Origin of the sequence: Paraburkholderia sp. WS6, assembly GCF_030464835.1 — a bacterium.
Classification (GTDB): Bacteria; Pseudomonadota; Gammaproteobacteria; order Burkholderiales; family Burkholderiaceae; genus Paraburkholderia; species Paraburkholderia madseniana.
In genome coordinates this window covers 33267-59007 of sequence record NZ_JALQCK010000016.1, presented here as the reverse complement: position 1 = coordinate 59007, position 25741 = coordinate 33267, and the positions used below count along the sequence as shown (strand labels likewise).

The 25741-nt window shown below is 63.9% G+C and carries 25 protein-coding genes; 11 read left to right on the top strand and 14 right to left on the bottom strand.

The window, feature by feature from the left end; translation table 11 throughout:
* Positions 1–200: 200 nt before the first annotated feature.
* The 7 genes from M0D64_RS20050 to M0D64_RS20020 all read right to left on the bottom strand — a co-directional run bounded on the left by M0D64_RS20050 (position 201) and on the right by M0D64_RS20020 (position 6169).
* Positions 201–845, bottom strand: a complete 645-nt coding sequence (locus M0D64_RS20050; protein WP_266258946.1) for an alpha/beta hydrolase — start codon at positions 843–845, stop codon at positions 201–203.
* An 8-nt stretch (positions 846–853) separates the two neighbouring features.
* A complete protein-coding gene (locus M0D64_RS20045; RefSeq protein ID WP_054035677.1) occupies positions 854–1177 on the bottom strand; it encodes a ferredoxin in 324 nt (107 codons plus the stop codon).
* A gap of 142 nt (positions 1178–1319) precedes the next feature.
* Positions 1320–2477, bottom strand: coding sequence for a VanZ family protein (locus M0D64_RS20040; protein WP_266258945.1), 1158 nt, complete (start codon positions 2475–2477; stop codon positions 1320–1322).
* 31 nt (positions 2478–2508) lie between these two features.
* Positions 2509–3135, bottom strand: a complete 627-nt coding sequence (locus tag M0D64_RS20035; RefSeq protein WP_266258944.1) for an ABC-type transport auxiliary lipoprotein family protein — start codon at positions 3133–3135, stop codon at positions 2509–2511.
* Between the two features lie 34 nt (positions 3136–3169).
* The gene (locus M0D64_RS20030; RefSeq protein ID WP_266258943.1) at positions 3170–4144 is read right to left on the bottom strand and encodes an MlaD family protein; all 975 of its coding nucleotides are present in this window, start codon (positions 4142–4144) and stop codon (positions 3170–3172) included.
* Positions 4145–4160: 16 nt separating this feature from the next.
* The gene (locus M0D64_RS20025; protein WP_171925136.1) at positions 4161–5039 is read right to left on the bottom strand and encodes an ABC transporter ATP-binding protein; all 879 of its coding nucleotides are present in this window, start codon (positions 5037–5039) and stop codon (positions 4161–4163) included.
* Positions 5036–6169: an ABC transporter permease gene (locus M0D64_RS20020; protein WP_266258942.1), complete on the bottom strand. Its 1134-nt coding sequence runs from the start codon at positions 6167–6169 to the stop codon at positions 5036–5038. Before M0D64_RS20020 ends, M0D64_RS20025 begins: the two co-directional genes overlap by 4 nt.
* Before the next feature lie 106 nt (positions 6170–6275).
* Between M0D64_RS20020 and M0D64_RS20015 the strand changes: the two genes are divergently transcribed.
* The 3 genes from M0D64_RS20015 to M0D64_RS20005 all read left to right on the top strand — a co-directional run bounded on the left by M0D64_RS20015 (position 6276) and on the right by M0D64_RS20005 (position 8297).
* The gene (locus M0D64_RS20015; RefSeq protein ID WP_266258941.1) at positions 6276–7181 is read left to right on the top strand and encodes a biotin--[acetyl-CoA-carboxylase] ligase; all 906 of its coding nucleotides are present in this window, start codon (positions 6276–6278) and stop codon (positions 7179–7181) included.
* Positions 7178–7993 carry a type III pantothenate kinase gene (locus tag M0D64_RS20010; protein WP_266258940.1) on the top strand — a complete coding sequence of 272 codons (816 nt, stop codon included), beginning with the start codon at positions 7178–7180 and terminating at the stop codon, positions 7991–7993. The genes M0D64_RS20015 and M0D64_RS20010 overlap by 4 nt, the downstream gene beginning before the upstream one ends.
* Before the next feature lie 64 nt (positions 7994–8057).
* Positions 8058–8297, top strand: a complete 240-nt coding sequence (locus M0D64_RS20005) for a hypothetical protein (protein ID WP_154564142.1) — start codon at positions 8058–8060, stop codon at positions 8295–8297.
* A 3-nt stretch (positions 8298–8300) separates the two neighbouring features.
* On the opposite strand, the gene rfaE2 is transcribed toward M0D64_RS20005, so the two are convergent.
* From rfaE2 to M0D64_RS19975, 6 genes are all read right to left on the bottom strand, one after another.
* Entirely contained in the window at positions 8301–8783 is a 483-nt protein-coding gene (rfaE2, locus tag M0D64_RS20000; RefSeq protein ID WP_054035671.1) for a D-glycero-beta-D-manno-heptose 1-phosphate adenylyltransferase, read from the bottom strand.
* Between the two features lie 126 nt (positions 8784–8909).
* A complete protein-coding gene (locus tag M0D64_RS19995; RefSeq protein WP_054035670.1) occupies positions 8910–9782 on the bottom strand; it encodes a ferritin in 873 nt (290 codons plus the stop codon).
* Between the two features lie 585 nt (positions 9783–10367).
* Positions 10368–11171 carry a PhaM family polyhydroxyalkanoate granule multifunctional regulatory protein gene (locus M0D64_RS19990; RefSeq protein ID WP_266258939.1) on the bottom strand — a complete coding sequence of 268 codons (804 nt, stop codon included), beginning with the start codon at positions 11169–11171 and terminating at the stop codon, positions 10368–10370.
* A gap of 179 nt (positions 11172–11350) precedes the next feature.
* A complete protein-coding gene (locus M0D64_RS19985; RefSeq protein ID WP_154564138.1) occupies positions 11351–12247 on the bottom strand; it encodes an enoyl-CoA hydratase/isomerase family protein in 897 nt (298 codons plus the stop codon).
* 102 nt (positions 12248–12349) lie between these two features.
* On the bottom strand, positions 12350–13570 hold the full coding sequence (locus M0D64_RS19980; RefSeq protein ID WP_266258938.1) for an ABC transporter substrate-binding protein: 1221 nt from the start codon (positions 13568–13570) through the stop codon (positions 12350–12352).
* Positions 13571–13818: 248 nt separating this feature from the next.
* Positions 13819–14802, bottom strand: coding sequence for a fumarylacetoacetate hydrolase family protein (locus M0D64_RS19975; protein WP_266258937.1), 984 nt, complete (start codon positions 14800–14802; stop codon positions 13819–13821).
* Positions 14803–14927: 125 nt separating this feature from the next.
* Here M0D64_RS19975 and M0D64_RS19970 point away from each other — a divergent pair, with 125 nt between their 5' ends.
* The 7 genes from M0D64_RS19970 (at position 14928) to M0D64_RS19940 (ending at position 23025) form a co-directional block, all read left to right on the top strand.
* On the top strand, positions 14928–15824 hold the full coding sequence (locus M0D64_RS19970; RefSeq protein WP_266258936.1) for an IclR family transcriptional regulator: 897 nt from the start codon (positions 14928–14930) through the stop codon (positions 15822–15824).
* Between the two features lie 10 nt (positions 15825–15834).
* A complete protein-coding gene (locus tag M0D64_RS19965; RefSeq protein WP_266258935.1) occupies positions 15835–17148 on the top strand; it encodes a DUF3108 domain-containing protein in 1314 nt (437 codons plus the stop codon).
* Positions 17149–17306: 158 nt separating this feature from the next.
* Positions 17307–18095: a 3-oxoadipate enol-lactonase gene (pcaD, locus tag M0D64_RS19960; protein WP_266258934.1), complete on the top strand. Its 789-nt coding sequence runs from the start codon at positions 17307–17309 to the stop codon at positions 18093–18095.
* Positions 18096–18212: 117 nt separating this feature from the next.
* Entirely contained in the window at positions 18213–18470 is a 258-nt protein-coding gene (locus tag M0D64_RS19955) for a DUF3567 domain-containing protein (protein ID WP_007179533.1), read from the top strand.
* Between the two features lie 304 nt (positions 18471–18774).
* Positions 18775–19845: a homocysteine S-methyltransferase family protein gene (locus tag M0D64_RS19950; protein WP_175051911.1), complete on the top strand. Its 1071-nt coding sequence runs from the start codon at positions 18775–18777 to the stop codon at positions 19843–19845.
* A 56-nt stretch (positions 19846–19901) separates the two neighbouring features.
* Positions 19902–22658 (top strand): methionine synthase, encoded by a 2757-nt coding sequence (metH, locus tag M0D64_RS19945; RefSeq protein WP_266238630.1) that lies wholly within the window; start codon positions 19902–19904, stop codon positions 22656–22658.
* 157 nt (positions 22659–22815) lie between these two features.
* A complete protein-coding gene (locus M0D64_RS19940) occupies positions 22816–23025 on the top strand; it encodes an acid-shock protein (RefSeq protein WP_266258933.1) in 210 nt (69 codons plus the stop codon).
* 132 nt (positions 23026–23157) lie between these two features.
* On the opposite strand, the gene M0D64_RS19935 is transcribed toward M0D64_RS19940, so the two are convergent.
* Positions 23158–23484 (bottom strand): DUF1840 domain-containing protein, encoded by a 327-nt coding sequence (locus M0D64_RS19935; protein WP_054035663.1) that lies wholly within the window; start codon positions 23482–23484, stop codon positions 23158–23160.
* 449 nt (positions 23485–23933) lie between these two features.
* Between M0D64_RS19935 and argS the strand changes: the two genes are divergently transcribed.
* The gene (gene argS, locus M0D64_RS19930) at positions 23934–25724 is read left to right on the top strand and encodes an arginine--tRNA ligase (protein ID WP_266258932.1); all 1791 of its coding nucleotides are present in this window, start codon (positions 23934–23936) and stop codon (positions 25722–25724) included.
* Positions 25725–25741: the final 17 nt, after the last annotated feature.

Below are 25741 nucleotides of genomic sequence, written 5' to 3'. Positions count from 1 at the left end.
TTCGCGCAGCACACCTCGCATCCGGCACCGCTGCGCGCGAGAAAGAAGCTACGCGTCGCGCGAACTGCCGGGTGGGCGATGCTGCGCCCAAAAAAGAGCGCTCATTATACGCGCGCTATCCTGGTATCTTTGAGCAAAGGGCGGCGATTAATTTGCGTTTGCACGTACCTGTACCCCGGAAAACACGCGCGGCGCATGCTTTAACGCCACGTGTCGACGATGATCCGCTTCAGGACGTGCAGCTTGCGATGCAGAAAATGCTCTGCCCCCGGAATCACGACGACCGGCAATTCCTGCGGCCGCGCCCAGTCGAAAACCGACTGAATGGGAACGGTCTCGTCGATTTCGCCGTGAATCACGAGCGTGTTTTCCGGTACAGGCGCGACTTCCCACCGGCTCGCCGCAGTGCCCACGAACACGATTCGCTCGATCGCCTGACCTTCTTCGCGCAGCTTCGCGGCCACGTGCGACAACACGAAGGTGCCGAACGAAAAACCCGCCAGTACGAGGGGCAGATCGCCCTGTCCTGCTTGCGCGCGCATGTGATCGAGCACGGCGCGCAGATCGTCGCGCTCGCCGACACCGGCGTCATGCTCGCCCTGCGTTTCGCCGACACCCCGGAAATTCGAGCGGTACGTCACGTAGTTCAACTGCACGAGCGTGCGCGCGAGCGTCTGCGCGACCTTGTTGTCCATCGTGCCGCCGAACAGCGGGTGTGGGTGCGCGACCAGCGCGATGCCGCGCGGCGCGGCGCCGTTGTCACGCATGTCATCGGGCAGATCCAGGGCGACTTCGATCTTGCCGATCGGGCCGTCGATCAGATATTTCTTGGTATGTACGTTCATGGCGCGGTTTATTGATCGATTTTCAGACGCTCGACGACTTTGCCGTTCACAAGATGCGAATCAACGATTTCATCGATGTCGCTCTCGTCGACATACGTGTACCAGACGCCTTCCGGATACACGACGAGCGCCGGGCCGAGCTCACAACGCTCGAGACAGCCGGCCTTGTTGATACGCACCTGGCCCGGGCCTGCAAGGCCGAGTTGCTTCACGCGCTTTTTCGCGTGTTCCTGCATCGCCTGCGCATTGCAATTCGCGCAACTCGGACGCTCCGCGCCGGGATCGCGCTGGTTGAGACAGAAGAAGACGTGGTACTTGTAGTAGGAGTCCATGATGTCCGGAGGGGCGAGACTGTAAGAGTGGGAATGGCGCTGGAAGCGCCGCAACGCGCCTGTTGTGCAGAAGATTATAGCGAGCGGGGCTGGCGGTCGCTGAGCGGCGGACGCACGGCCGCACGCACGCGTCGCCCTTGCTTCATGTGCGCTCCACGCGCCGCTTGAGCCACACCTGTTCGACGAGATAGGCGAGCCACACCAGCGCCGCATACGGCCAGATCCACGCGATCCAATGCGCGAGACCATTGAAGTGCAGGTACCGTCCCTGGCGCCAGTCCGCCAGTACGGCATCGAAATACGGATTGACCGGCAGCAGATTGACGAACACGAGCGCGATCGTCAGCGCGCAGGCCGCGAGCGCCGCGCGCAACCTGCGCCGCAAGCCCAGCGCCAGCAGTGCGGTGACAGTACCGCACACGAGCCCTGCCAGCGCGCCGGGCGTCGCCCAGTCGAACGCAAGACCGGATTGCGATTGCAGAAAGGTCGCTCCCGCCTTGACGCACAAAGTCATGACGATAAACACGATCAACAGGCGCACGAGTGGCGCATGGCGGCGCACCGGCAGCGAGGCGAGAGCCAGTGCGGCGAACAGATTGAGCGTGGTGATGACGGCTTCCCAAGCGTCGTCGGGCAGCCAGGCGGCAACCAGCGCCGGCCACGCGCCGACGTGCCAGGCAGGCGGTGTCCATGCGAGCAAGGCATCTTGCGTCGTCGAATCGAAACGCAGCCACAGCGCGCGCGGCCAGTTACCGAGACCGAAAAGCCGTGGCGCCGGGTACATGGTCGCGAACGGCCACAAGGCGACGAGACAGGCGAGCGCCGCCGTGTCGCGCTCGAACCAGAGGAGCCGCACACGCCGCAGCAAGCCGCGATCGAGCAACGCGCCGGTGGCCGGCGACACGATCGCCGCGCCGAGCAGCGCGCCGAGCGCGTTGGCGGCCAGGTCGAGATTGGAGGCAACGCGCGTCGGCAGATAGGTTTGCACCGCCTCCATCACGCCCGACAGCAACCCACCGAGCACGAAAGCCAACGCCACCGCCAGCGTGCCGCGCCAACGCGGATACACCGCGAGCACCACCAGCGCGCCGAACGGCATATAGCCGAGCACGTTCGTGACGACGTCGAACGCCGTCAGGTACTGCGGCATGGGATCGGACAGATAGGCAAACGGAGCGAGGCCGAGCGAACGCCAGCCGGAAAACGGATACCACGACCCGTAGACGATCAGCGCCGTGTACAGCCCCAGCGCCTGCCGGGCGAGCGCCGAAGGACGGCGCTGCCAGGGCTTAACGCTCATGCAGCGCTCCGTTCTTTGCGCTGCATGCCGGTCATTGCGCGGCGACCAGCGCCTGCACGCCGAGCCATGCGCCGATCTGCGAGACGAGGTCGTCGCTGGCCGCGGCGAGCGCCTGCGCGCCGCCGGCTGCGTCCGCCGAACTGGACGGCGCGCGCGCGAGGAAAGTGCGCTGGCCGATCACCTTGCCGTTCTGCGTCAACGTGGCGCGCGCGGTGACCGCGGCGTGGCTTTCCGACCGGCTATCGAAGACCTGTTCGAACTCGCTCAGATCGACCTTCAGGACCGGCGCGTGCACGCCGTCAGCCCCGGTCAGCACGATGCCACGCGAACTGAGCGCACCGCGCAGACGCTGGGTCAGCAGTTGCGACGGCATCATGGTCCAGTGGCTGTTCGCGTACGACGCCGTCTGCTGCGCGTCGGCGTAGCTGAGCCGGTAAATCAGCTTGTCAGATTCGAGGTTGTCGGGCGCGCTGACATCGAGCACCTTCACCGCCGGCAGCGTGCCGGCCGAGGCCGCCGGATTCGGCGGCCCGAGGTCGTAGCGGATGTCCGAGATTGCCGCAGGGGTGCCGGCGCAGCCTGCAGCCAGCACGCCGAACGCGAGCAGCATCGCAAGCGCGGCGCTCGAGGACAACAATCGGTGAATCGAGCGTGACATAACCATGTTCCTTCTTCAAAACCTGCAAATCATTTCATTGGGCAGCATGCGCGGCGGCTCGGGCGGCGGGCCACGTAAAACCCGCTTCGCCAGGGCCCGGCGAAGCGCTCGGCGCACCGAACAGCACGCTGCGCGGATTGGTGCTGAACGTGTCGGCAGCGCGGTCCACGGAACGGGCCGCGGAGCGCACGTCTTCGGCGAGCGAATTGACGCGCGGTAGCGTGTCGTAACCGACGCGCGCCGACAACTCCTGGATCGAACTGTCCATCGACACCAGCGCGTCGCCCGCTTGCTGGGCAGCCGTTCCGACCTTGTTCAGGTTGGTCTCGAACGGCCCGTCCGGGCGGTTCAGACTGGTGATCAACTGATTGGTCGACGCCAGCGTGCGATCCAGTGCGTTGATCGTGGCGGGCAGCTTGCCGGCTGCCGGCGCCATCTGCTGGGTCAGCGTGGCGACACCGTCGGCGGCCTTCTGAAAGCTCGCTGCCGTGCCCTGCAACTGGCTGACCATTTCCGGCGACAACAGATTGTCGACGTCGTCAGTGACTCTTTCGAGTTTGCGCAGCAAAACGTCGCCGCGTTGCTGTAACTGATCGAGCAAGCCCGGATGCATCGGCAACTGCGCCACCGCTTTCGCCGACGACGCGAGCGGCGTCGGATCGCGCCCACTGTCATCCAGCTGGATGAAGGCGATACCCGTCACGCCCTGGAACCCGAGGCTGCCGAATGTGGAGTGCGTAATCGGCGCGTGCGTGTCGACGAGAATGCGAATCAGGATTTGCCCAGGATGATCCCGATCGAATTTGATCGACTGCACCTTGCCGACGTCGAGCCCGCGATAGCGCACCGCCGCGTCGGTGTAGAGCCCCGTGACGTTGGTGCGCGCAATCAGATCGTACGGCACCCGCACGGAACGGTCGACGTTGAACAAAAAGGCCGCCACTGCGATTGCAGCCAGCAAGGCCACCGTGAAGATCCCTGCCCAGAAGGCATGTGATTTATTTTCCATTGTCAGGTTCCCTGGTTCACAGCGGCAATTCGGACGATGCCGATTCGAGCGCCGCACGCGGCAATTTCGCGCGGCGCTCCGGCGGCAGCGCCTGCAGCGCGCGACGCCCGCGCAGGCCGAGGAAATATTCGCGGATAAACGGATGATCGACGCCCGCCGCCTCTTCGACCGGCGCGGCGACCAGCACCTTCCGATCCGCCAGCACGGCGACGCGGGTGGACAGCGCGATCATCGTGTCGAGATCGTGCGTGACCATCACCACCGTCAGACCAAGCGCGCGATGCAACGCGGAAATCAGTTCGACGAATTCATCCGACGCCTGCGGATCGAGCCCGGCGGTCGGTTCGTCGAGAAATAGCAACTCCGGCTCAAGCGCAATGGCGCGCGCAATACCCACACGCTTGATCATCCCGCCCGAAAGCGCCGACGGCATCTTCGACGCGTGCTTGCACGGCAGGCCGACCATTTCGAGCTTGAGCATCACGATGTCGCGCAGCAGGTCTTCGGGCACCTTGCCGAGTTCGCGCAAGGGCTGCGCGACGTTGTCGAACACCGAGAGCGACGAGAACAGCGCGCCGCGCTGAAACAGCATCCCGGAGCGGCTGCGCATAAGCAGCGCATCGTCAGGCGAAATGGTGGCAATGTCCTGACCAAACAGCTTGATCGTTCCCGACGACGGCCGCTCCAGCCCGAGAATCTGCCGCACCAGCGTGGTCTTGCCCGAGCCCGACCCGCCGACGATCGAGACGATCTCGCCGCGCCGCACGTCGAAATTCAGATGCTGATGCACGATGTTGCGGCCGTAGCGCTTGGTGATGTCGATCACCTCGATCACCGGCTCCGCAATCTCGGGCATCGGTTGGCCGCGTACGGCCTGGGTGAGTGGCGCGATCATCCTAGCCCCACGTTCTGGAAGAGGATCGCGAACACCGCGTCCGCGAGAATCACGATGGTGATCGAGGTCACCACCGAGGTCGTCGTGCCTTCGCCGAGGCTTTGCGAATTGGCCTTGATACGGAAGCCGAAGTGACAGCCGACGATCGCGATCAGCATGCCGAACGCGACGCCCTTGCCAAGGCCGATCCACAAGTTCGCGACCGGCACCACGCTCGGCAAGGCGCGCGCGAAGTAGCTCATGTCGATGCCGAGCACGATCTTCGCGGCGAGCGCACCGCCCGTCAACGCGATGATGTTAGTCCACATCACGAGGAGCGGCATGGCGACACCGAGCGCGACCACGCGGGGCAAAATCAGCCGCAGGCCGTGCGGGATGCCCATCACGCGCATGGCGTCGAGTTCTTCGGTGACGCGCATCACGCCGATCTGCGCGGTAATCGCCGAGCCCGAACGGCCCGCCACCAGAATCGCCGACAGCACCGGCCCCAGTTCGCGAATCACCGACAGCCCAAGAATATTGACGATGTACTGATTCGCGCCAAACAGCCGCAGTTGCTGCGCCGACAGATAGCTCAGCACGATGCCGATCAGGAACGCGACCAGCGCGGTGATCGGCAAGGCCTTGGTGCCGGCGTTATAGACGTTCGCCGAGATCTCGGTCCACGGCGTGATTTTCGGTTTGCGCGCGATCGCGAGAAGATCGAGCACGACCTGCCCGAGCATGCCGAATCCGCCGTACAGGTGCTCGAAGAACGAGAAGATCGCGAGGCCCAGCCGGGTGAACGGATCGAACTTGATCACCGGCTCGACCTTTTCGCGCGCCGTGTCGAGCAGTGCGATGCGCTCGAAAATGTCGCGTTGCGTATCGGTGAGCGTGGTGTCCGGGGGCATCTTATGGCCCCACACGCGCCACAAAGCCTGACCGCCGACGTGGTCCATCCGGTCGATACGCGACAGGTCCCACTGGCCGATGCCTTCAGCGCCGACCAGCGTGCGCAACAAAGGGATCACGTGACCGGTGGCCTTGTCGCGTGCGAGCGCGAGCGCCGTCCACTGGCCCGAGAGCCGGACGATCTTGCCTTGGCTGCCAGCCGCGACTTCAAGGCCGGGCGGAGTGTCGTAGTTCAAGGATCGCTGGAATCTGGTTATCGGATTAGGGGTCATTGTAACGAAGGCGCGGCGCTTGAACCGTGCTCACGGACTCGTAGCGTTCGCTGTGGCTACAATATGAGACATGAACGCCTCCAAGACCCCACCCCAAGCCGCTGCGGCCTCCGACTGGCGCATCGACCGCGAGCGCGCCGTCGCGCTATTCGGTCCGCACGCGCATGACTGGCCGATCGAAATCGTCGAGGAAACCGGCTCGACCAACGCCGACCTGATGACGCGCGTCAAGGCATTGCCGCGCAAGGCCGGCGCGCTGCCGCGGCCGATCGTGCGGGTCGCGTATCTGCAAACCGCGGGCCGCGGCCGTCGTGGCCGACCATGGTATGCGGAACCGGGCAATGCGTTGTTGTTTTCGGTGGCATGCGTGCTGCCGCGCCCGCTCGAAGGACTGGCGGGCTTGAGTCTCGCGGTGGGCGTGGCGCTGGTCGACGGGCTGCGCTCGTTGCCGGTCGCAGGTCCTGGACAGATCGCGCTGAAGTGGCCCAACGACGTGCTGCTCGAAGGCGACAAGCTGGCCGGCATCCTGATCGAAACCGCATGGAGCACGGACGAGGCGAGCGCCGTGGTGATCGGTATCGGCACCAATGTGAAGGGTGCGGACGAGCTCGCCGCCAAGGTCGGCGCGCTCAACGCGAACGTGCCGGCGCAAGCGCGCGGCGCCACACCGACCGCACTGCAACGCGCGCTGCCGAACGCAAACCTCACCGATACGCTGGCGGCGGAACTGAACGCGCTCGAACCCGCGCTGCAGCGCTTCGGTGCGGAAGGCTTCGCGCCGTTCCAGACGCGCTGGAACGCCGTGCACGCCTACGCGGGCCGTGAAGTCGTGCTGCTGGAGCAAGGTAAAGAGCTGGCGCGCGGCGTGGCCGCGGGCGTCGACGAACGCGGACAACTGCTGCTCAACACGGCGGCCGGGCGTCTGACCGTCGCGACCGGTGACGTCTCGCTGCGTCTGGCCGACGGTACGGCATGACGAGCGGCGCGCCTTATCTGTTGATCGACGCGGGCAATAGTCGCGTCAAGTGGGCGCTGGTGCAGCCGGACGGTACGCAGATCGCGACCGGCGCGCTCGCGCACGGCGGCGCTGACCAGCCTGACTGGTCGACGTTGCCGACGCCGGGTGGCGCATGGTTATCCAACGTGGCGGGCGAAAGCGTCGCGGCACGGATTGCCACCCTACTCGACGCTCACTGGCCGCAACTGCCGCGCACGACGATCCGCGCCTGCGCTCAACAATGCGGCGTGACCAATAGCTATACGACGCCGCATGCGCTCGGCAGCGATCGCTGGGCGGGCCTGATTGGAGCGCACGCTGCATTTCCCGGTGAGAATCTGCTCATTGCGACGTTCGGCACCGCGACCACGCTTGAAGCGTTGCGTGCGGACGGCAGCTTTGTCGGCGGTCTGATTGCGCCGGGTTGGACCTTGATGATGCGCTCGCTCGGCGAGCACACAGCGCAACTGCCGACACTCGACGCCCACGCCGCGCGCGGCTTGCTCGATGCGGACGCCCCGTCTCATCGCGATCGCCGCGGCCCGTTCTTCGCGACAGATACGCCACGCTCGTTGTCGGCCGGATGCACGTTGGCGCAAGCCGGCCTGATCGAGCGCATGTGGCGTGACTTGCAGGACGAATGGCAGGTGCCGGTCCGCCTGGTGGTAAGCGGCGGCGCCGTGGACGAAGTGACAAGTGCGCTAAAAGTGCCGCATACTCGCCACGATTCGCTGGTGCTGTCGGGGCTTGCGCTGATTGCTGCCGAGCGCGCGATGGAACGCGACGTCTAAGCCGCGGCCTTCCGAATTACGGCGGGATGACAGTGGCTGAACTCATTAACGGGGAATACTAACGATGCTGCGCTGGCTGATCGCCATCTTGTTTCTTGCCAACATGCTGGCATTCGTCGCGATGCGCGGCGTGTTCGGCCCCACGCCCACAGCCGGCGGCCGCGAGCCGAACCACCTGAACCGCCAGTTCCATGCGGAGTGGTTGAAGGTGCACCCCGTCACGGCAGCCGAAGCCGCCGACCAGGCAGTGGTAGGCGGTCCGGCGCCGACGGCGCCGATCGCGGCATCGGCGCTGCCGCAGTAAAGATCACCCTTGCGCGCGAACCTTCTTCAATAACGCGGTAGTCGAGCGCTCATGCTCGAACGGAATCGCCAAAGCCTTGCCGCCCCAACCCCGCACAATGGCCGACTCCGGCAAAACATCCATGTCGTAGTCGCCGCCTTTGACAAGCACATCCGGCCGCAGCGCAGAAATCAGCTCCACTGGCGTCTTCTCGCCAAAACAAACCACGTAATCGACGCTCTCCAGCGCCGCCAGCAAAGCCATCCGATCAGCCTCGTTATTGATCGGCCGGTCATCGCCTTTGCCTAGCATGCGCACGGAAGCATCGCTATTGACGCCGACGATCAGGCAAGCGCCGAGCGCTTTGGCGTCGGCCAGATACGTCACATGCCCGCGATGCAGGATGTCGAACACACCATTGGTAAATACAACCGGCGCGGACATCGAAGCGCGCAGCTTCACCAGCGCATCGCGCGTAAAAATCTTGCGTTCAAAAGTGGCGGCCATAACGGAGTCGCAAAGAAAAAAGAAGTGCCGCCACGATACACGCCGGACGGCATGAAGCAAAACGGCCCGGCAAGCTCACGCCTGCCGGGCCGTTCCTGAAACTTTAAAACCGCGAACCTGAACCCATCAAGCCGGCTGTTCAGCCGATTTCTGATCGGCCTGCAAGCGCAGGACGACTTCCTTGCGATAACGGTTCAATTCCTGCGCCGTGTTGAACGTGCGCTCGAACAGAATCGACAGGTTGTGCAGAATCCGCTCGACCACTTTCTTTTCCCAGCCGTCGTCGAAACGGATCTGCTCGTCGAGCCAGCGTTCGAGCCATTCCGGATCCGGCAGACGCGATTGAATCGTGTCGCGCGGGAACAGCGCCTGATTCACGTGCAGGTTGGTCGGATGCAGCGGCTTTTCCGTGCGGCGCGCCGATGCCATCAGGACGCCGATCTTGGCGAACGCAGCGCGGGCGATGTCGCCGGTTTGCACCATCGCTTTCTTCATGTAGCGCAGGTACGCGCCGCCATGACGCGCTTCGTCGCGCGAAATGGTTTCGTAGATGGCCTTGATGACCGGCTCGGTGTGCCATTCGGCAGCACGGCGATACCAGTGGTTCAGGCGGATTTCGCCGCAGAAGTGCAGCATCAGCGTTTCGAGCGGCGGCGCCGGATCGAATTCGAAGCGCACGGCGTGCAGTTCTTCTTCGGTCGGACACATTTCCGGCTTGAAACGGCGCAGATATTCCATCAGCACCAGCGAATGCTTCTGTTCTTCGAAGAACCACACGCTCATGAATGCGGAGAAATCGCTGTCGTGATGGTTGTCACGCAGAAACATTTCCGTGGCGGGCAACGCCGACCATTCGGTGATCGCGTTCATCTTGATCGTCGCTGCCTGCTCGTCGGTCAATAGCGATGCATCGAACTTGTCCCAGGGAATGTCTTTCTCCATGTCCCATCGAACGGATTCGAGCGATTTATAAAGTTCCGGATAAAGCATGGTGTTCATAGTCCCACCCCTGTTCTGCGCATACTGTCTGTGTCTGTAACTACTACGTGTAGCACTTTTGCTTATGACGAACGAAACGCACCGTTTTGTGCACCGTTTATCGGCCAAGCATTCAATTTTACGCGGTAATCGGCCGCCTAGATGCACCGGGCAGCAAAGAAGTCCGGCGTTTGCGCGGCGCTATTAACCAGAAGTTACGCGCTGCGCGGCCAACCGTGGGTGAGGGATACCCTATGCCTGAGGTCGAGCCAGTCTGCGATGAATCCGCACCGTCCAGCCCTGCGCCGGTGGTACCGGCGGCGAATGGCGCATGGGCGGCCGGATTGGTTGTTTTCAGCGCACGCCCAAAAGCCAAATGAAGCTTACACAATGATAGCACGCTGACTTTACGGTTCCCGTGCCGTAGCAGACGCAATTCCCGCGCCTGATTGACTTCTCTCAATAAACGACCCGATTCACGGAGTGTGGCCGACGATCGGGGTCAAAACCATGACAGGCGGCGAATTCACTTCGTGGGCACCGCCTGTCGGCCGGGCTTTGCGCCGTCGGCGCACTGGTAGCGCCGCCGCCGTTTCACTCTGGCCGTCAAATAGCCTTTTTCGTCGCTCGCGGTGCGGCGCTCGCACTGCCTGCGCGCTTCGCGGCCGTTGAAGGCGACGTCGCTGCCCGTTTCGCTGCCGGCCGTTTGGCTGCGGATCCGGCGTCGGCTGCGGTCCCCTCCGGTGCGTCAGCCGCTTCGCCTGCCGATGCCGAAGCGCTCGCCGCGCCTTCTGGCGAGTCCGTTGCCGAGCCGTCTGACGCGGCGGCCGTCGCACCTGGTTGCGTCATCGCAAACTGGGCGATCTGATTGAACTGCGATTGCAGCAGATTCCACCAGGCGGAGGCGTCGAACGGCGGTGTCACGTCGGCCTCGCCTTCTTCGGGCGCCGGCTCGGGCGCGGCCGATGGGCTTGCACTGGCCGAAGCCGAAGAGGCTTCCGGGTGCGGCCAGCCGGTCGGCGAGGGACTCGGCGCGGCAGCCGCGGAAGCCGGCTGCCCCATCGACGACTGCGCGAACGCACCAAACGCACGCAGCGTTGCAAGCGTGGCGCGCTGCACTTCGAGCGCCTGGATGGCGGACTGCAGCATGTTCAGATTCAGCTTGAGCCACTGCTCGACTGCACGCATGTCAGTGATGCGCTTATCGAGTTCTTCGACGTTGGTGAGCGGTGCCATCATGTCGGACATCATCGACAGCGACGGCCCCAGGCTGCTGCCAGCCTGCGCGCCCGAAAACGCCGAGCCAAACGGCGAGAGACGCATCATGCCCCACATGCGTTCGAGCATTTCAGCGGGCGGAAAACCAGGAAAGCCGGGAAAGGGCGGCGTGGTGCCAGATGTATCGGTCATGCTTGTCGCCTCGCTGCATAAAGGGAAGGAAATAGCGCCGTCCCGCGCGCGTCTGATTCGATCATACCGCGCGTGGCGCTGCGAACCGCTCTTAGTTTGGGCTGCTGTTCGTCCCGCTCACGCTGCACCTCAAGGTGCCGACCGGCGGGGCTTTGCGCAATATGCGCCGACCTCCGGTTTCAGGAGCGCCCACCGCCCGATGCGCCACCGCCCGGCGTGTGCCGCGGCTGCCCACTCCACGGGTCCGCGCCGCCAAAATCCGGCGCGCGCCGCTCGCGCAGCGAGCTCACGCCTTCGCGCACATCCGGCCCGGCGAAGCCCATGAATTCCAGCGCCAGCGACGTATCGAACGCCGGCCCCGCCGAACGCAGCCAGTTGTTCAGCGCGTACTTGGTCCAACGAATCGCCGTTTGCGAGCCGTTGGCCAGTTTCTGCGCGACTTCGAATGCTTTGGGCCGCAGATCGTTTTCGTCGACGGCGAGCGACACGAGGCCGATCCGCTCGGCCTCCTCGCCGCTCACCGGCTCGCACAGCAGCAGGTAATACTTGGCCTTTGCCATGCCGCACAGAAGCGGCCAGACGATAGCCGCATGATCACCGGCGGCCACGCCCAAACGCGTATGGCCGTCGATAATGCGCGCCGACTTCGTCGCGATCGAGATGTCTGCGAGCAGCCCGGCTACGAGCCCCGCGCCGACCGCCGGACCGTGCATTGCCGAAACGATCGGCTTGCTGCAATTGATCACGTTGTAGACCAGGTCGCGCGCCTCGCGCCACACGCGTGCGCGGACGTTGAAATCGGTCGCCATGTCTTCGACCAGTTGCAGGTCGCCACCGGCTGAAAAGCCCTTGCCCTCGCCGCGAATGATCGCGACACGCGTGTCGGGATCCCGATCGATATCGCGCCAGATTTCGGCGAGTTCGAAGTGCATCCGCGCATTAGCGGTGGCGAGGCCGCTCTTGTTCGCGCCCTCGCCGCTCATCACGACTTCGAGCACGCCATGCGGATGGCGGTGCAATTGCAGCGAGTGGTAGTGCGCGTAAAACGCGTCGTTACTGTGTGGTGCCTGAGACATGATGAGCAATCCGTCTATCGGTATGTCGGTTGAAACCGTCGCCCTAAGCTAAGGGCACATTCGCCATATTCCGCGCAAGACCCGCGCAAACCCAGCGAAATTTCAATGCGGTTGATAAACCCACTTCGCATTCTTGATTTCGACCATCACACGCGCCCGTTGATCGAGACCGAGGTGATCCGTGGCGCTCATGTTGACCACGCCGTTGGTGTCCGAAAGACCACGTGTCGCTTCCAGCGCGTCGCGCAACGCACCGCGAAATTCCGGCGTGCCGGGCGCGGCTACCTTGAGCGCGATCGGCACCGCGTTGCTGAGCAGCATGCCGGCGTCCCACGTGTACGAGCCGAACGCCGACACGCTGCCCGGTCCGCGCAGGGCCTCGAAGCGCGCGATGTAGTCGAGCGCGAGACGTTTGGCCGGATGGTCCGCCGGCAATTGCGCGGCGACCAGCACCGGGCTCGCGGGCAGGAACGTGCCGTTGCAGTCGGCACCGCACACCCGCAGGAAGTCGTTATTGCCGACGCCATGATTGTGATAGATCAGCCCTTTGTAGCCGCGCTCCCTGAGTGTCTTCGGCGGCAGCGCGGCGGGCGTTCCGGCCGCGCCGACCACCACCGCGTCCGGATGGGTCGCGAGAATCTTCAGGACCTGGCCGGTCACGCTCGGATCGGTGCGATTGAAGCGCTCGCTCGCCACCACGTCGATGTGATGCAGTTGCGCGAACTTCGCGACTTCGGTGTAGAAGGTTTCGCCGAGCGCGTCGGCCTGGCCGATGAACGCGATCGTTTTGACGCCGTGCGTACTGGCGTGCGCGGCAATCGCCGAGGCCATCATCGCGTCGGTCTGCGGGGTCTTGAATACCCAGTGGCGTTTCGCATCCACGGGTTCGATGATTTTCGCCGACGAGGCCAGCGAGATCATGGGTGTTTCACCGTCGGCAACCACGTCGATCATCGCGAGCGAATTCGGCGTGATCGACGAGCCGATGATCGCGTCGACGTGATTCTCGGAGATCAGTTTCTTGGTGTCCTGGACGGCCTGCGTGGTGTCGGACGCGTCGTCGAGCACGATGTATTCGACGCTCTGGCCGCCAATCTGCTTGGGCAGCAGCGTGGTGGTGTCGCGCGCGGGAATGCCGAGCGAAGCGGCCGGCCCCGTCAGCGACAGCACGAGGCCGATCTTCACCTGCGCGAGGGCGATGGCGGGAAGCGCGGCACACAGCGCGGCGGCAAAACGGGCGAGCCCGCGCCGCGATGTTGTTGCGCGCACGCTCGCTGTACGAGCGCCTTGGGTTCCTCGTTCGATGGTTTCAAATCGCCGCATGCCGTCTCCTCACCTCGGTTTTTCGTTTTGATGTCGCGCCGATGTGCTGCTTGTGTCCTGCTTAAGTCCTGCGCACTTGCCGTTTTGCGTCGGTTTCGCGATCAACGGACAGCCGCTATCCCGGGGCCGCCGCCGCGCCAGTCAGTGTAGCGGCGCGTCGTGACGGCGACATCGGGCGAAACCCTTTCGTAAGCGACGAAGCGCGTGCGGCGCGGTCCTGATGCCGCGGTCCGCACCAAACCGGCGCATCAATCCAGCGGCGCGATGCCCTGATCGATCGAACCGAAAATCGACTTGCCCGCTTCGTCGAACATCTCGATCTTCACGGTATCGCCGAACTTCATGAACTCGGTTTGCGGCGCGCCGTGCTCGATGGTCTCGAGGCAACGCTTCTCAGCGATACAGCAATAGCCGCGCTTCGCGTCCTTGTTCGACACCGTGCCCGAGCCGACAATCGCGCCGGCGCGCAGGTTACGCGTTTTCGCCGCGTGCGAGATCAGTTGGCCGAAGTGGAACACCATGTCGGTGCCGGCATCGGGCTGGCCGACCTTCTTGTTGTTCCAGTGGACGATCATCGGGCGATGCAGGCGCCCTTCGCGCCAGCTCTCGCCGAGTTCATCGGGCGTCACCGCGACCGGCGCGAACGACGTGGCCGGCTTGCTCTGGAAAAAACCGAAGCCCTTCGCGAGTTCGGCGGGGATCAGATTGCGCAGCGAGACATCATTGACGAGCGTCACCAGACGTACGCTCCTGAGCGCCTGGTCGGGGGTGGCGCCCATCGGCACGTCGGTGGTGATCACGGCGACTTCCGCTTCGAAGTCGATGCCGAACTCTTCAGTGGCGCACAGCACGTCGTCTTTCGGGCCGATAAAGTCGTCGCTGCCGCCCTGGTACATCAGCGGATCGGTCCAGAATTCCGGCGGCATTTCCGCGCCACGCGCGCGGCGCACCAGCTCCACATGATTCACGTACGACGAACCGTCGGCCCACTGAAACGCTCGCGGCAGCGGCGCCATGCATTCTTTGGCGTCGAACGGGAAGGTGTTGCGCGCGCGGCCCTGGTTGAGCGCGTCGTACAGGTCCTGCAATTGCGGCGCGTAGAAGGCCCAGTCATCGAGCACGCGCTGCATGGTGGGCGCGATCGCGTCGGCGACGGCCGCGGTGTGCAGGTCGCGGGACACGACGATCAGTTGACCGTCGCGCGTGCCGTCCTTCAGCGTGGCAAGTTTCATAGGGAAGTGAACCGTTAGTGACGATAGAGGGAATCTATTCTACGATGGTGAATCGGCGCGGCCCAAGCACCGTTGCGCCGAACGCCTCTCCCACTGTCTTTGAACGCGCTCGATGCGCCTCGCTCATGCCTCCAATTGCCCGCTCCGGCGCGATCCATACCGACACCGACTCCGCTGAACCGCCGGAACCACTCGACGCGCCCGAACCCGACGACGAAAGCGTCGAGACCGGCGAGGAAAAGCTGCGCTCCGGCATCCAGTCGATCGAGGTCGGCTTCAGATTGCTCGAGGTGCTGACCCACGAACCGCGCGCGATGATGCTGCGCGATCTGGCACAGCGCGCCGGTATGAGCCCGGCGAAAGCGCACCGCTATCTGGTGAGCTTCCTGCGCCTTGGCGTGGTGGCGCAGGATCCGCTGTCGGGCCGCTACGAACTGGGCGGCTTCGCGTTGCAATTGGGGCTCGCGCGGCTTGCCCGCGTCGACGGCGTGAAGCTCGCGCGCATTGCGCTCGCCGAGCTGCGCGACCGGCTCGATCTGACGGTGGGCATCGCGGTGTGGGGCAATCAGGGGCCGACGATGGTCCACTGGATGGAATCGAGTCATCCGGCCAAGGCGTCGCTCAAGCTCGGCGACGTGATGCCGCTGCTCAGTTCCGCCACCGGCCTGCTGTTTGCCGCCTATCTGCCGTCGGGCAAGACCGCCGCGATGCTGGAGCGCGAACTGGCCGATTCGCGCCGCTCATCGCACATGGGCGGGCCGCGCACGCGGGATGAGGTCGAGCGGGTGCTGGCGGAGGTGCGGCAGCACGAAGCAGCACGTGTGGAAGGCATGTTGCTGCCCACCATCCACGCGTTCTGCATGCCGGTCTTCGACTCGACCGGCGATCTTGCGCTGGGCCTGATCGCGCTCGGTCACGAAGGCGCGTTCGATATCCGCTGGGGCGGCGAGATCGATACGGCGCTGCGCGAATGTGCGCAAAAGCTGTCGTATGAGCTCGGGTATAGTGCGGCGCCACGCTGACGATTCGCCCATGTCCTCGCCTTCTGCCACACGCCGCTCTGATCGCACGCCGCCCGTCGGGCCGCGCGCCGGTTTGCGGGTGGGGCGATGGCTTGCGGTTCTGCTGGCAGTGGCCGTCCTGCACTGGATTGCGGCGCAATGGGTCGAGCGCAACCGCGCGACGCTGAATCCATCAGACAACGAACATGTCCCCGTGCAGGTCGCACTGCTGACACCCGAGCGTATCGAACGCAAACCCGCTGCCGACGCGCAGCAGGCGGCAACGCCGGCTCCGGCGCACAAGGCCGTCGCGAGCAAGCCGCGTGAACACGTGTTGACGGCGACGCAACCGGCAAAACAGGCACCCGCGGCCACGGCCGCATCGGATGCAGCGGCGAGCGCATCGACTGCGGCGAGTCACCCCGATGCCAACGCCAATGCGGGCGCAACCGCCGCCGGCACGGCCAGCGCCCCCGCCGCTGCGAGTGCGCCTCAAGCGGCCGCGGGCGTGAAATTCTCCGTTCCGCCGTCCGGGGAACTGCAGTACGACACGTTCTACAACGGCGTGCGCAACCAGCCCGGCACCATCCACTGGACCAGCAACGCACAGAGCTACGAAATGGTCGTCTCCGTGCCGTTGCCGTTCGTCGGCACGTTCGTGTATTCGAGCCATGGCCGCATCGACGCATTCGGACTTGCACCGGATCAGTACATCGAAAAGCGCGGCCGTCGTCCGGAGGACGTGGCGATCTTCAATCGCACCGACAAAAAGATCGCCTTCACGCGTACCCCGGCCACGCTGCCGCTGCCCGACGGCGCGCAAGACCGTTTCAGCATGGTGATGCAACTCGCCAGCCTCGTGCGCGGCGACCCGGCCGCCTATAAGCCGGGCGTGACGCGGCAATTCTTCGTGATCGATAACAACAGCGGCGAGAACTGGCCAGTCGAGACGATCGGCGACGAAACCATCCGCACCGCACAGGGCTACCTCGAGACGCGCCACTTCAAACGCTTGCCTCGCCATGACGGCGATCTGCGCCGCATCGACGTTTGGCTCGCGCCGTCGCTTGGCTGGCTGCCCGCGCGAATCATGCAGACCGAGCCAAATGGCACGCAATTCGAACTGGTGTGGCGCGGCAAGCTCAATGCGGACGGCGTCGGCAGTCCGGTCAACAGCGTTGAAGGCACGAGTGGCACTGTCGGCACTAGCGGCACCGATAGCACCGGCAATACTTCGCCTGACAATTCGGCAAACCAATCACCCGCCAACCCACCCGCAATGGCGCCCGAAACCAGCCCCTCGGTCGATTCGACCGGGCCCGGTAACGCGCCCGAAAAACCCTGAACCCGAGCAGGGTCTCGAACAGATCGCTGAAACTTCCGCGACGCGACTCACTCGCACGATGAACTGCAACCGTTCGCGCGGCCGCCACGTAGGTATAGTGAAGGCGGGAGAAGCGCGTAAACGGCTCTTTCCACTGCGTCCCCCTTCAAGGAGCCCGCATGCAAGTGAAAATCAACGGTATCGAGACGCGCTATGTCCTGAGCAATGAGGGCGGCGGCCCGTGGCTGACGTTCATTCATCAGCTCGGCGGCGATCTGTCTGTTTGGGACCAACTCGCCGGCTATTTCCGCGACGAGTACACCGTGCTGCGCTACGACCTGCGCGGCCACGGCAAGACCGCGGTATCGAGCGAACCGTTCAGCATCGCCGATCTGTCCCGCGATCTCGCCGCGCTGCTCGATGCGCTCGGCGCACCCACCACGCATCTTGTCGGCATGTCGATGGGCGGCATGATCGCGCAGCAATTCGCGCTGAACCACCCGTCGCGCGTCGACACGCTGACCGTCGCCGACACCACGAGCGGTACGCCGCCCGAAGGCCGCGCGCTATGGGATCAACGCGCGACGGCGGCCCGCACGGACGGCATGGCGTCCCTAGTGCCCGCGACATTGAGCCGCTGGCTGACGCCCGATTTCCAGGCAGCGCATCCCGAAGCAGTCGAGCAGATTCGCGACGTGCTGAACCATACGTTGCCAGAAGGCTACGCCATGGCGTGCGAAGCCCTGCGCGATTTCGATCTACGCGGTAAGCTGGGAACAATTCGTTGCCCGACGTTGGCCGTGGGAGGCCGCCACGACACGGGCACGCCACCTGCTGCTACGCAGGCAATAGCAGACGCCATCCAAGGCGCCCAGTTCGAACTACTCGAGGCCGCTCATCTCGCGCCCATCGAGCAATCTCACCGTTTTGCTGCACTGCTTGAAACGTTTCTTGGAAAGCCGGTCTAACCGGTAGGTTCGGAACTGTACAAGCGTCAATCCGGACCCACCCCTTGAATTCCACACCACAAGCTCCACCTATGGCGCAGGAATGGCCAGGAGCCAACGGAAATAAGGAGTGTCGCCATGCAAATGATCTATAACAGCCCCAACTATTGTGTCGTCGAGTTTCCGCCGCAGGAAGGCCCGCTGGCCATGAAATCAGGCGGCTACGAGATCGTCGACAAGAACATGCAACGCGAAATCTACATTGACGGTGCAATGGCAGCGCGTTTCCGCGAGCATGTGCAAAAGCTGATCGAAGAGGAACCTTCGCTGGATGAGGTAGACGAATTCCTCGGGCAATTCGACAGCCTGATGCATCAACCCGTGATTCTTCACTAACTGAAGGGTTTAACGTAACGATTTGGCGACATATATCGACCGCGCCGACCGGCTTAGCCGGCGGCCTTTATAAGGCGGTCAGCAGAAGTAACACGGCCCAGCAGGCTTTCACCTGACTGGGCCGTTTTGTTTCCACTGCAGTTTCCACTGTCATTTCCGCTGTTTGTTTCCGCTGCGGCCACAGCCCCGGCCACCGTTGCGGCGGCACGCGCATCCGCCTGTCGGGCGCGCGTCCGGCGGGACCGCCCCACAGCGGCTACAATGACAGGTTTCCCGAAAAAGCCGGCGCAAGCCCTCGTCCGCCATGAACCAGCCTGCTCAATCCGCCACGCCAGTCCGTCCCGACGCCGCCTACACACGCGGCACGGCGCTGCCCGCGCTGCTCAAGTCACGCATCCTGATTCTGGATGGCGCAATGGGCACGATGATCCAGCGCTACAAGCTCGACGAAGCCCGCTATCGTGGCGAGCGCTTCAAGGACTACGGGCGCGACATCAAGGGCAACAACGAGTTGCTGTCGATCACGCAGCCGCAGATCATCGGCGAGATTCACGAGCAGTACCTCGCGGCGGGCGCGGATATCATCGAAACCAACACGTTCGGTGCGACCACGGTTGCGCAAGCCGACTACGGAATGGAAGACCTCGCCATCGAGATGAATCTCGAATCGGCGAAGCTGGCGCGCGCCGCCTGCGACAAATACTCGACGCCCGACAAGCCGCGCTTCGTCGCCGGCGCGATCGGACCGACGCCGAAAACAGCAAGCATTTCCCCTGACGTGAACGATCCGGGCGCACGCAACGTGACGTTCGACGAACTGCGCGCGGCGTACTACGAGCAGGCGAAGGCCTTGCTCGACGGCGGCTGCGACCTGTTCCTCGTCGAAACGATCTTCGACACGCTCAATGCCAAGGCTGCGCTGTTCGCGCTGGACGAGCTGTTCGAAGACACCGGCGAGCGCCTGCCGATCATGATTTCGGGCACCGTCACTGATGCATCGGGCCGGATTCTCTCGGGACAAACCGTCGAGGCCTTCTGGAACTCGCTGCGTCACGCCAAGCCGCTCACCTTTGGTTTGAACTGCGCGCTGGGCGCGGCGCTGATGCGCCCGTACATCGCCGAACTGGCCAAGCTGTGCGACACCTATGTGTCGTGCTATCCGAACGCGGGTTTGCCGAATCCGATGAGCGACACGGGCTTTGACGAATTGCCGGCGGATACGTCGGGATTGCTGAAGGAGTTCGCGCAGGCCGGCCTCGTGAATATCGCCGGCGGCTGTTGCGGCACGACGCCGGAGCATATTGCGGCGATTGCCAAGGCGCTGGCCGAAGTGAAGCCACGCCAATGGCCGACACAATACCGCGACGCTGCATGAGTCCGGCGGCTCGCTCCTGACCCGCCGCACTTCCGCTATCGAACCCGACGCCCGTAATCGTACGTAACCGCACGCAACCGAACCGCACCTACGCCATGACCGATCACACCATGCGCCTTTCCGGCCTCGAGCCGTTCAACGTCACGTCCGGGACGCTCTTCATCAACGTCGGTGAACGCACCAACGTGACCGGTTCGAAGGCGTTCGCGCGAATGATCCTGAACGACCAGTTCGACGACGCGATCGCGGTCGCGCGGCAGCAGGTCGAAAACGGCGCGCAGATCATCGACGTCAACATGGACGAAGCCATGCTCGATTCGAAAGCGGCGATGGTCCGCTTCATGAATCTGATCGCATCGGAACCGGACATTGCGCGCGTGCCGATCATGATCGACTCGTCGAAGTGGGACGTGATCGAAGCGGGCCTGAAGTGCGTGCAAGGCAAGGCAATCGTCAATTCGATCTCGCTGAAGGAAGGCGAAGAAGCGTTCCGTCATCACGCGAACCTGATTCGCCGCTATGGCGCGGCCGCGGTCGTGATGGCCTTCGACGAGCAAGGCCAGGCCGATACCTTCGAACGCAAGACGCAGATCTGCAAGCGCTCATACGATTTTCTCGTGAACGAAGTCGGCTTCCCGCCGGAAGACATCATCTTCGATCCGAACATCTTCGCGATTGCAACCGGCATCGAAGAGCACAACAACTACGCGGTCGACTTCATCAACGCGACGCGCTGGATCAAGGAAAACCTGCCGTACGCGAAGATCAGCGGCGGCGTGTCGAACGTGTCGTTCTCGTTCCGCGGCAACGATCCGGTGCGCGAGGCGATCCACACCGTGTTCCTCTATCACGCGATTCAGGCGGGGATGGACATGGGCATCGTCAACGCGGGTCAGCTCGGCGTGTATGCCGATCTCGATCCGGAGTTGCGCGAGCGTGTTGAAGACGTCGTGCTGAACCGCCGTGAAGACGGCACCGATCGTCTGCTGGAAATCGCCGACAAGTTCAAGACCGGCGCCGCGAAAAAGGAAGAGAACCTCGAGTGGCGCAACCAGCCCGTCGAGAAGCGTCTGTCGCATGCGCTGGTGCACGGCATCACCAACTTCATCGTCGAAGATACCGAGGAAGTCCGCGCGAAGATCGCCGCAGCCGGCGGCCGGCCGATCAACGTGATCGAAGGCCCGCTGATGGACGGCATGAACATCGTCGGCGACCTGTTCGGTCAGGGCAAGATGTTCCTGCCGCAGGTCGTGAAGTCGGCGCGCGTGATGAAGCAGGCGGTCGCGCATCTGATCCCGTACATCGAAGAAGAAAAGAAGCTGATGGCCGAAGCCGGCGCCGACGTGCGCGCGAAGGGCAAGATCGTCATCGCCACCGTCAAGGGCGACGTGCACGACATCGGCAAGAACATCGTCTCGGTGGTGCTTCAGTGCAATAACTTCGAAGTGGTCAACATGGGCGTGATGGTGTCGTGCAACGACATTCTCGCCAAAGCGAAAGTCGAAGGCGCAGACATCATCGGCTTGTCCGGTCTGATTACGCCTAGCCTCGAAGAGATGGCCTACGTCGCTTCGGAAATGCAGCGCGACGACTACTTCCGCGTAAAGAAGATCCCGCTCCTGATCGGCGGCGCAACCACCTCGCGCGTGCACACCGCAGTCAAGATCGCACCGCATTACGAAGGCCCGGTGGTGTACGTGCCGGACGCGTCGCGCTCGGTCTCCGTGGCGTCGAGCCTGCTGTCCGATGAAGGCGCAGCGAAGTACGTCGACGACCTCAAGGCCGACTACGACCGCATCCGCGATCAGCACGCCAACAAGAAAGCCCTGCCCATGGTCACGCTCGCCGAAGCCCGCGCGAACAAGACCAAGGTCGATTGGGCCGGCTACCAGCCGGTCAAGCCGAAGTTCATCGGCCGCCGCGTGTTCAAGAACTACGATCTGAACGAGCTGGCGAACTACATCGACTGGGGTCCGTTCTTCCAGACCTGGGACCTGGCCGGCCCGTACCCGGCGATCCTGAATGACGAGATCGTCGGTGAATCGGCCCGCCGCGTGTTCTCGGACGGCAAGTCGATGCTCGCGCGCCTGATCCAGGGCCGCTGGCTGCAGGCCAACGGCGTGATCGCGCTGCTGCCGGCCAACACGGTGAACGACGACGACATCGAGATCTATACGGACGAATCGCGCTCCGAAGTGGCGCTCACGTGGCGCAACCTGCGCCAGCAAAGCGTGCGGCCGGTGGTGGATGGCGTGATGCGGCCGAACCGGTCGCTCGCCGACTTCATCGCGCCGAAGGATTCGGGCGTGGCCGACTACATCGGCATGTTTGCGGTCACGGCGGGTCTGGGCGTCGACGTGAAGGAAAAGCAGTTCGAAAAGGATCTCGACGACTACAGCGCGATCATGCTGAAGGCGCTCGCCGACCGCTTCGCTGAAGCCTTCGCTGAAGGACTGCATGCCCGCGTGCGGCGCGACCTGTGGGGCTACGCGAACGCCGAAACCCTCTCCAACGAAGACCTGATCGCTGAAAAGTACCACGGTATCCGCCCGGCGCCGGGCTATCCGGCCTGCCCGGACCACCTCGTGAAACGCGACATGTTCGACGTGCTGCAAGCCACTGAAATCGGCATGAGCGTGACCGAGTCTCTGGCCATGCTGCCGGCGGCCAGCGTTTCCGGCTTCTACCTGGCGCACCCGGACAGCACCTATTTCTCGGTCGGCAAGATCGGCCAGGACCAGTTGGAAGACTACGCAAAACGCATGTCGTTGTCGAAAACAGACGCTGAGCGAGCCTTGGCGCCTTTGCTGTAAGCCATGCGGGGCGGGAAACCTACTATATCGGGCGCGCTAGGCTGAATATTTGCGGCAGTGCAATTTTCGGCTTTGTAGACTGAAACGGCATCACCCCGCCAGACGCGGCCAAAACGCGTCGGCTTATCAAATTGCAATCGTCAACGGAGAAAATCGTATGAAGAAGCTGACGCTGTTATTGACTGCTGTTTCGCTCGCCGCAAGCGCCTCGGTGGCGCTGGCCCAGTCCGCCGCTCCGGCCGGCTCCAGCGCGGTCAGTTCGTATTCGCCGCCCACTGAGAAGCACGTCAAGAAGCCCAAGAAGCAGAAAGCCAAGAAGGGTGCGTCGGCACCGATGGCCGCTCCGGCGGACGCCGCCAGCCAGTAAGCAGGTTCGGCAGACGGGCCGTCAAGACCCGTGAAAGACAAAGAGCCCGCGAATGCGGGCTCTTTTCATTGACACGTCACGACCAGCACCGCGAGACGCGGCGAACGCCTCCACCGGCGGACCGCCGCGGGATCAGAGACCCCAGACGATATCCGCGTTTTCCTTCTGCGCGGCGCGCAGCATGTCGAGAAACGGATACGCGCGCTGGGCGAGTCCCGGCGGGATCTCATGATGCTCGTGGCCGTCTTCGCCTTCGTGAAAATGGCCGTCGTGCTCGGCACGTTCCTGTTTGTCGACGCTGATCGCCGATTCAAGTTTCGTGATCGCGACGCTCAGTTCGTCGTGGGTGATGACACCACGCTCACCCAGGCGCTTGCCGACGATGCCGACCAGGTATTGAGCGAGATTTTCCAGCATCATCACGTCCGGCGCGGCGCGACATTTGAAAGTAATCAGCATGACTGTTCCCTTTTTCGTTATGTTGGATTGACGCGCGAACGGCTTGTAAGCCGGCCGTCGGCGCGCGTTACGTTGGCACGCCGATCGGGCACGGCGGCCACGGCCCTTGGTGGGCATCTCATTGAACATATTAGCACCTGCTAAAATCCGTCTGGACGGAAAAGCGCGCCGCAATGCGCCGCGCGCGGCATAGTGAAGGTGGCGTGGCTGGGCCGGTTGGCCGCAACCCCGCCTGCTGCCGCACCGGGCCGCTGCAGCAAGCGTCCTGGTCTCGCGCCGCGCACCGCGCTAGACGCGTTGCACGCCACGTGCCTGATGACGCCCCGAAGTGCCCGGCGCGCCCCGGCCGGTGCATTGCCGCTTTCCACGCTTCTGACGAATCGGCTGCGCCTCGCGCGGCCGCCGCTTCTTCCGCATCACCGGATTGCCTCACTGGACTCGCAACAAGCATGCTGCCTGCACATAAACATACCCTCGAAACACTGCTCGCCGACACGGTGAAGCAGGTTGCTGACGCAACCCAAGGCGCGAGCGAAGCCGCCTTCGTGTCGCCCACGATCACGCTGGAGCGTCCCAAGGTCGCCGCGCACGGCGACGTCGCCTGCAACGTGGCGATGCAACTCGCCAAGCCGCTGCGCGCCAACCCGCGCCAGCTGGCGCAACAGATCGTCGACGCGCTGCTTGCCCAGCCGCGAGCCAAGGGTCTCGTGGAAGCCGCCGAAGTAGCCGGCCCCGGCTTCATCAACCTGCGCCTCGCGGCCGCCGCCAAGCAGGCGGTCATCGCCGCCGTGTTCGCCGAAAAGGACGCCTTTGGCCGTTCGCAGCGCGAAGCCGGCAAGCATGTGCTGATCGAATTCGTCTCGGCCAACCCGACCGGCCCGCTGCACGTCGGCCACGGCCGCCAGGCCGCGCTCGGCGACGCGCTCTCGAACGTGCTGGCCTCGCAAGGCTGGGACGTGCACCGCGAGTTCTATTACAACGACGCCGGCGTGCAGATCCAGACGCTCGCCCTGTCGACCCAGGCACGCGCCCGCGGCCTCGCCCCTGGCGACCAAGGCTGGCCGGCCTCGGCGTACAACGGCGAGTACATCGCCGACATCGCCAAAGACTATCTGAACGGTGTCACGGTTGCCGCGAGCGACGGCGAACCCGTCACGGGCACGGCCGACGTCGACGACCTCGAAGCGATCCGCCGCTTCGCGGTCGCCTACCTGCGCCGCGAGCAGGACATGGACTTGCAGGCCTTCGGCGTCAAGTTCGACGAGTACTACCTCGAGTCGTCGCTGTACAAGGAAGGCCGGGTCGAGAAGACCGTCGCGGCGCTGATCGCCGCCGGCAAAACCTACGAACAGGAAGGCGCGCTGTGGCTGCGCACCACCGACGACGGTGACGACAAAGACCGCGTGATGCGCAAGACCGACGGCACCTACACGTACTTCGTGCCGGACGTCGCCTACCACGTCGCCAAGTGGGAACGCGGCTTCACCAAGGTCATCAACATTCAGGGCTCGGACCACCACGGCACGATCGCGCGCGTGCGCGCCGGCCTGCAAGGTCTCGGCATCGGCATTCCGAAGGGCTATCCCGACTACATCCTGCACAAGATGGTCACGGTGATGCGCAACGGCGAAGAGGTGAAGATTTCCAAGCGCGCCGGCAGCTATGTGACGGTGCGGGATCTGATCGAATGGTCGGGCGGCGCGACGCCGGGCTCGGAAGCCGCCGTCGACCTGATCGACGAAGAGACGATTCGCCGCGGCCGCGACGCCGTGCGCTTCTTCCTGATTTCGCGCAAGGCGGATACGGAATTTGTGTTCGACATCGACCTGGCCTTGAAACAAAACGACGAAAATCCGGTGCACTACGTGCAGTATGCGCATGCCCGGATCTGCTCGGTCATCGCGGAATGCAAGGCGCGCTACAGCACGGACGAAAGCACGCTGGCCACGGTGGACGTGTCGCCGCTCACCAGCGAACGCGCCATGGCCCTGCTGAACAAGCTCGCCGAGTTCCCGGACATGCTGGAGCACGCCGCCGGCGAACTCGCGCCGCACGCGGTCGCGTTCTATCTGCGCGACCTCGCCGGGGAATTCCACTCGTTCTACAATGACAGAGCCGAACGCGTGCTGGTCGACGACGCTGCCGAGCGCAACGCACGCGTCGCGCTGCTTGCGGCCACACGTCAGGTGCTGGCCAACGGTCTCGCGACGATCGGCGTCTCCGCTCCCGTCAAGATGTAAGTCCTCCGGCGCAACAT

Bases quoted from the DNA above. Each gene is read 5' to 3' on its own strand.
- M0D64_RS19950 (WP_175051911.1), top strand. From the start codon at position 18,775: ATGAACCAGCCTGCTCAATCCGCCACGCCAGTCCGTCCCGACGCCGCC.
- M0D64_RS19980 (WP_266258938.1), bottom strand. From the start codon at position 13,570: ATGCGGCGATTTGAAACCATCGAACGAGGAACCCAAGGCGCTCGTACA.
- M0D64_RS20005 (WP_154564142.1), top strand. From the start codon at position 8,058: ATGCTGCGCTGGCTGATCGCCATCTTGTTTCTTGCCAACATGCTGGCA.
- M0D64_RS19965 (WP_266258935.1), top strand. From the start codon at position 15,835: ATGTCCTCGCCTTCTGCCACACGCCGCTCTGATCGCACGCCGCCCGTC.
- M0D64_RS19975 (WP_266258937.1), bottom strand. From the start codon at position 14,802: ATGAAACTTGCCACGCTGAAGGACGGCACGCGCGACGGTCAACTGATC.
- M0D64_RS20015 (WP_266258941.1), top strand. From the start codon at position 6,276: ATGAACGCCTCCAAGACCCCACCCCAAGCCGCTGCGGCCTCCGACTGG.
- rfaE2 (WP_054035671.1), bottom strand. From the start codon at position 8,783: ATGGCCGCCACTTTTGAACGCAAGATTTTTACGCGCGATGCGCTGGTG.
- M0D64_RS20035 (WP_266258944.1), bottom strand. From the start codon at position 3,135: ATGTCACGCTCGATTCACCGATTGTTGTCCTCGAGCGCCGCGCTTGCG.
- M0D64_RS20030 (WP_266258943.1), bottom strand. From the start codon at position 4,144: ATGGAAAATAAATCACATGCCTTCTGGGCAGGGATCTTCACGGTGGCC.
- M0D64_RS20025 (WP_171925136.1), bottom strand. From the start codon at position 5,039: ATGATCGCGCCACTCACCCAGGCCGTACGCGGCCAACCGATGCCCGAG.
- M0D64_RS19985 (WP_154564138.1), bottom strand. From the start codon at position 12,247: ATGTCTCAGGCACCACACAGTAACGACGCGTTTTACGCGCACTACCAC.
- argS (WP_266258932.1), top strand. From the start codon at position 23,934: ATGCTGCCTGCACATAAACATACCCTCGAAACACTGCTCGCCGACACG.
- pcaD (WP_266258934.1), top strand. From the start codon at position 17,307: ATGCAAGTGAAAATCAACGGTATCGAGACGCGCTATGTCCTGAGCAAT.
- M0D64_RS20050 (WP_266258946.1), bottom strand. From the start codon at position 845: ATGAACGTACATACCAAGAAATATCTGATCGACGGCCCGATCGGCAAG.
- M0D64_RS19995 (WP_054035670.1), bottom strand. From the start codon at position 9,782: ATGAACACCATGCTTTATCCGGAACTTTATAAATCGCTCGAATCCGTT.
- M0D64_RS19940 (WP_266258933.1), top strand. From the start codon at position 22,816: ATGAAGAAGCTGACGCTGTTATTGACTGCTGTTTCGCTCGCCGCAAGC.
- M0D64_RS19935 (WP_054035663.1), bottom strand. From the start codon at position 23,484: ATGCTGATTACTTTCAAATGTCGCGCCGCGCCGGACGTGATGATGCTG.
- M0D64_RS20010 (WP_266258940.1), top strand. From the start codon at position 7,178: ATGACGAGCGGCGCGCCTTATCTGTTGATCGACGCGGGCAATAGTCGC.
- M0D64_RS19970 (WP_266258936.1), top strand. From the start codon at position 14,928: ATGCCTCCAATTGCCCGCTCCGGCGCGATCCATACCGACACCGACTCC.
- M0D64_RS19955 (WP_007179533.1), top strand. From the start codon at position 18,213: ATGCAAATGATCTATAACAGCCCCAACTATTGTGTCGTCGAGTTTCCG.
- M0D64_RS19990 (WP_266258939.1), bottom strand. From the start codon at position 11,171: ATGACCGATACATCTGGCACCACGCCGCCCTTTCCCGGCTTTCCTGGT.
- M0D64_RS20040 (WP_266258945.1), bottom strand. From the start codon at position 2,477: ATGAGCGTTAAGCCCTGGCAGCGCCGTCCTTCGGCGCTCGCCCGGCAG.
- M0D64_RS20045 (WP_054035677.1), bottom strand. From the start codon at position 1,177: ATGGACTCCTACTACAAGTACCACGTCTTCTTCTGTCTCAACCAGCGC.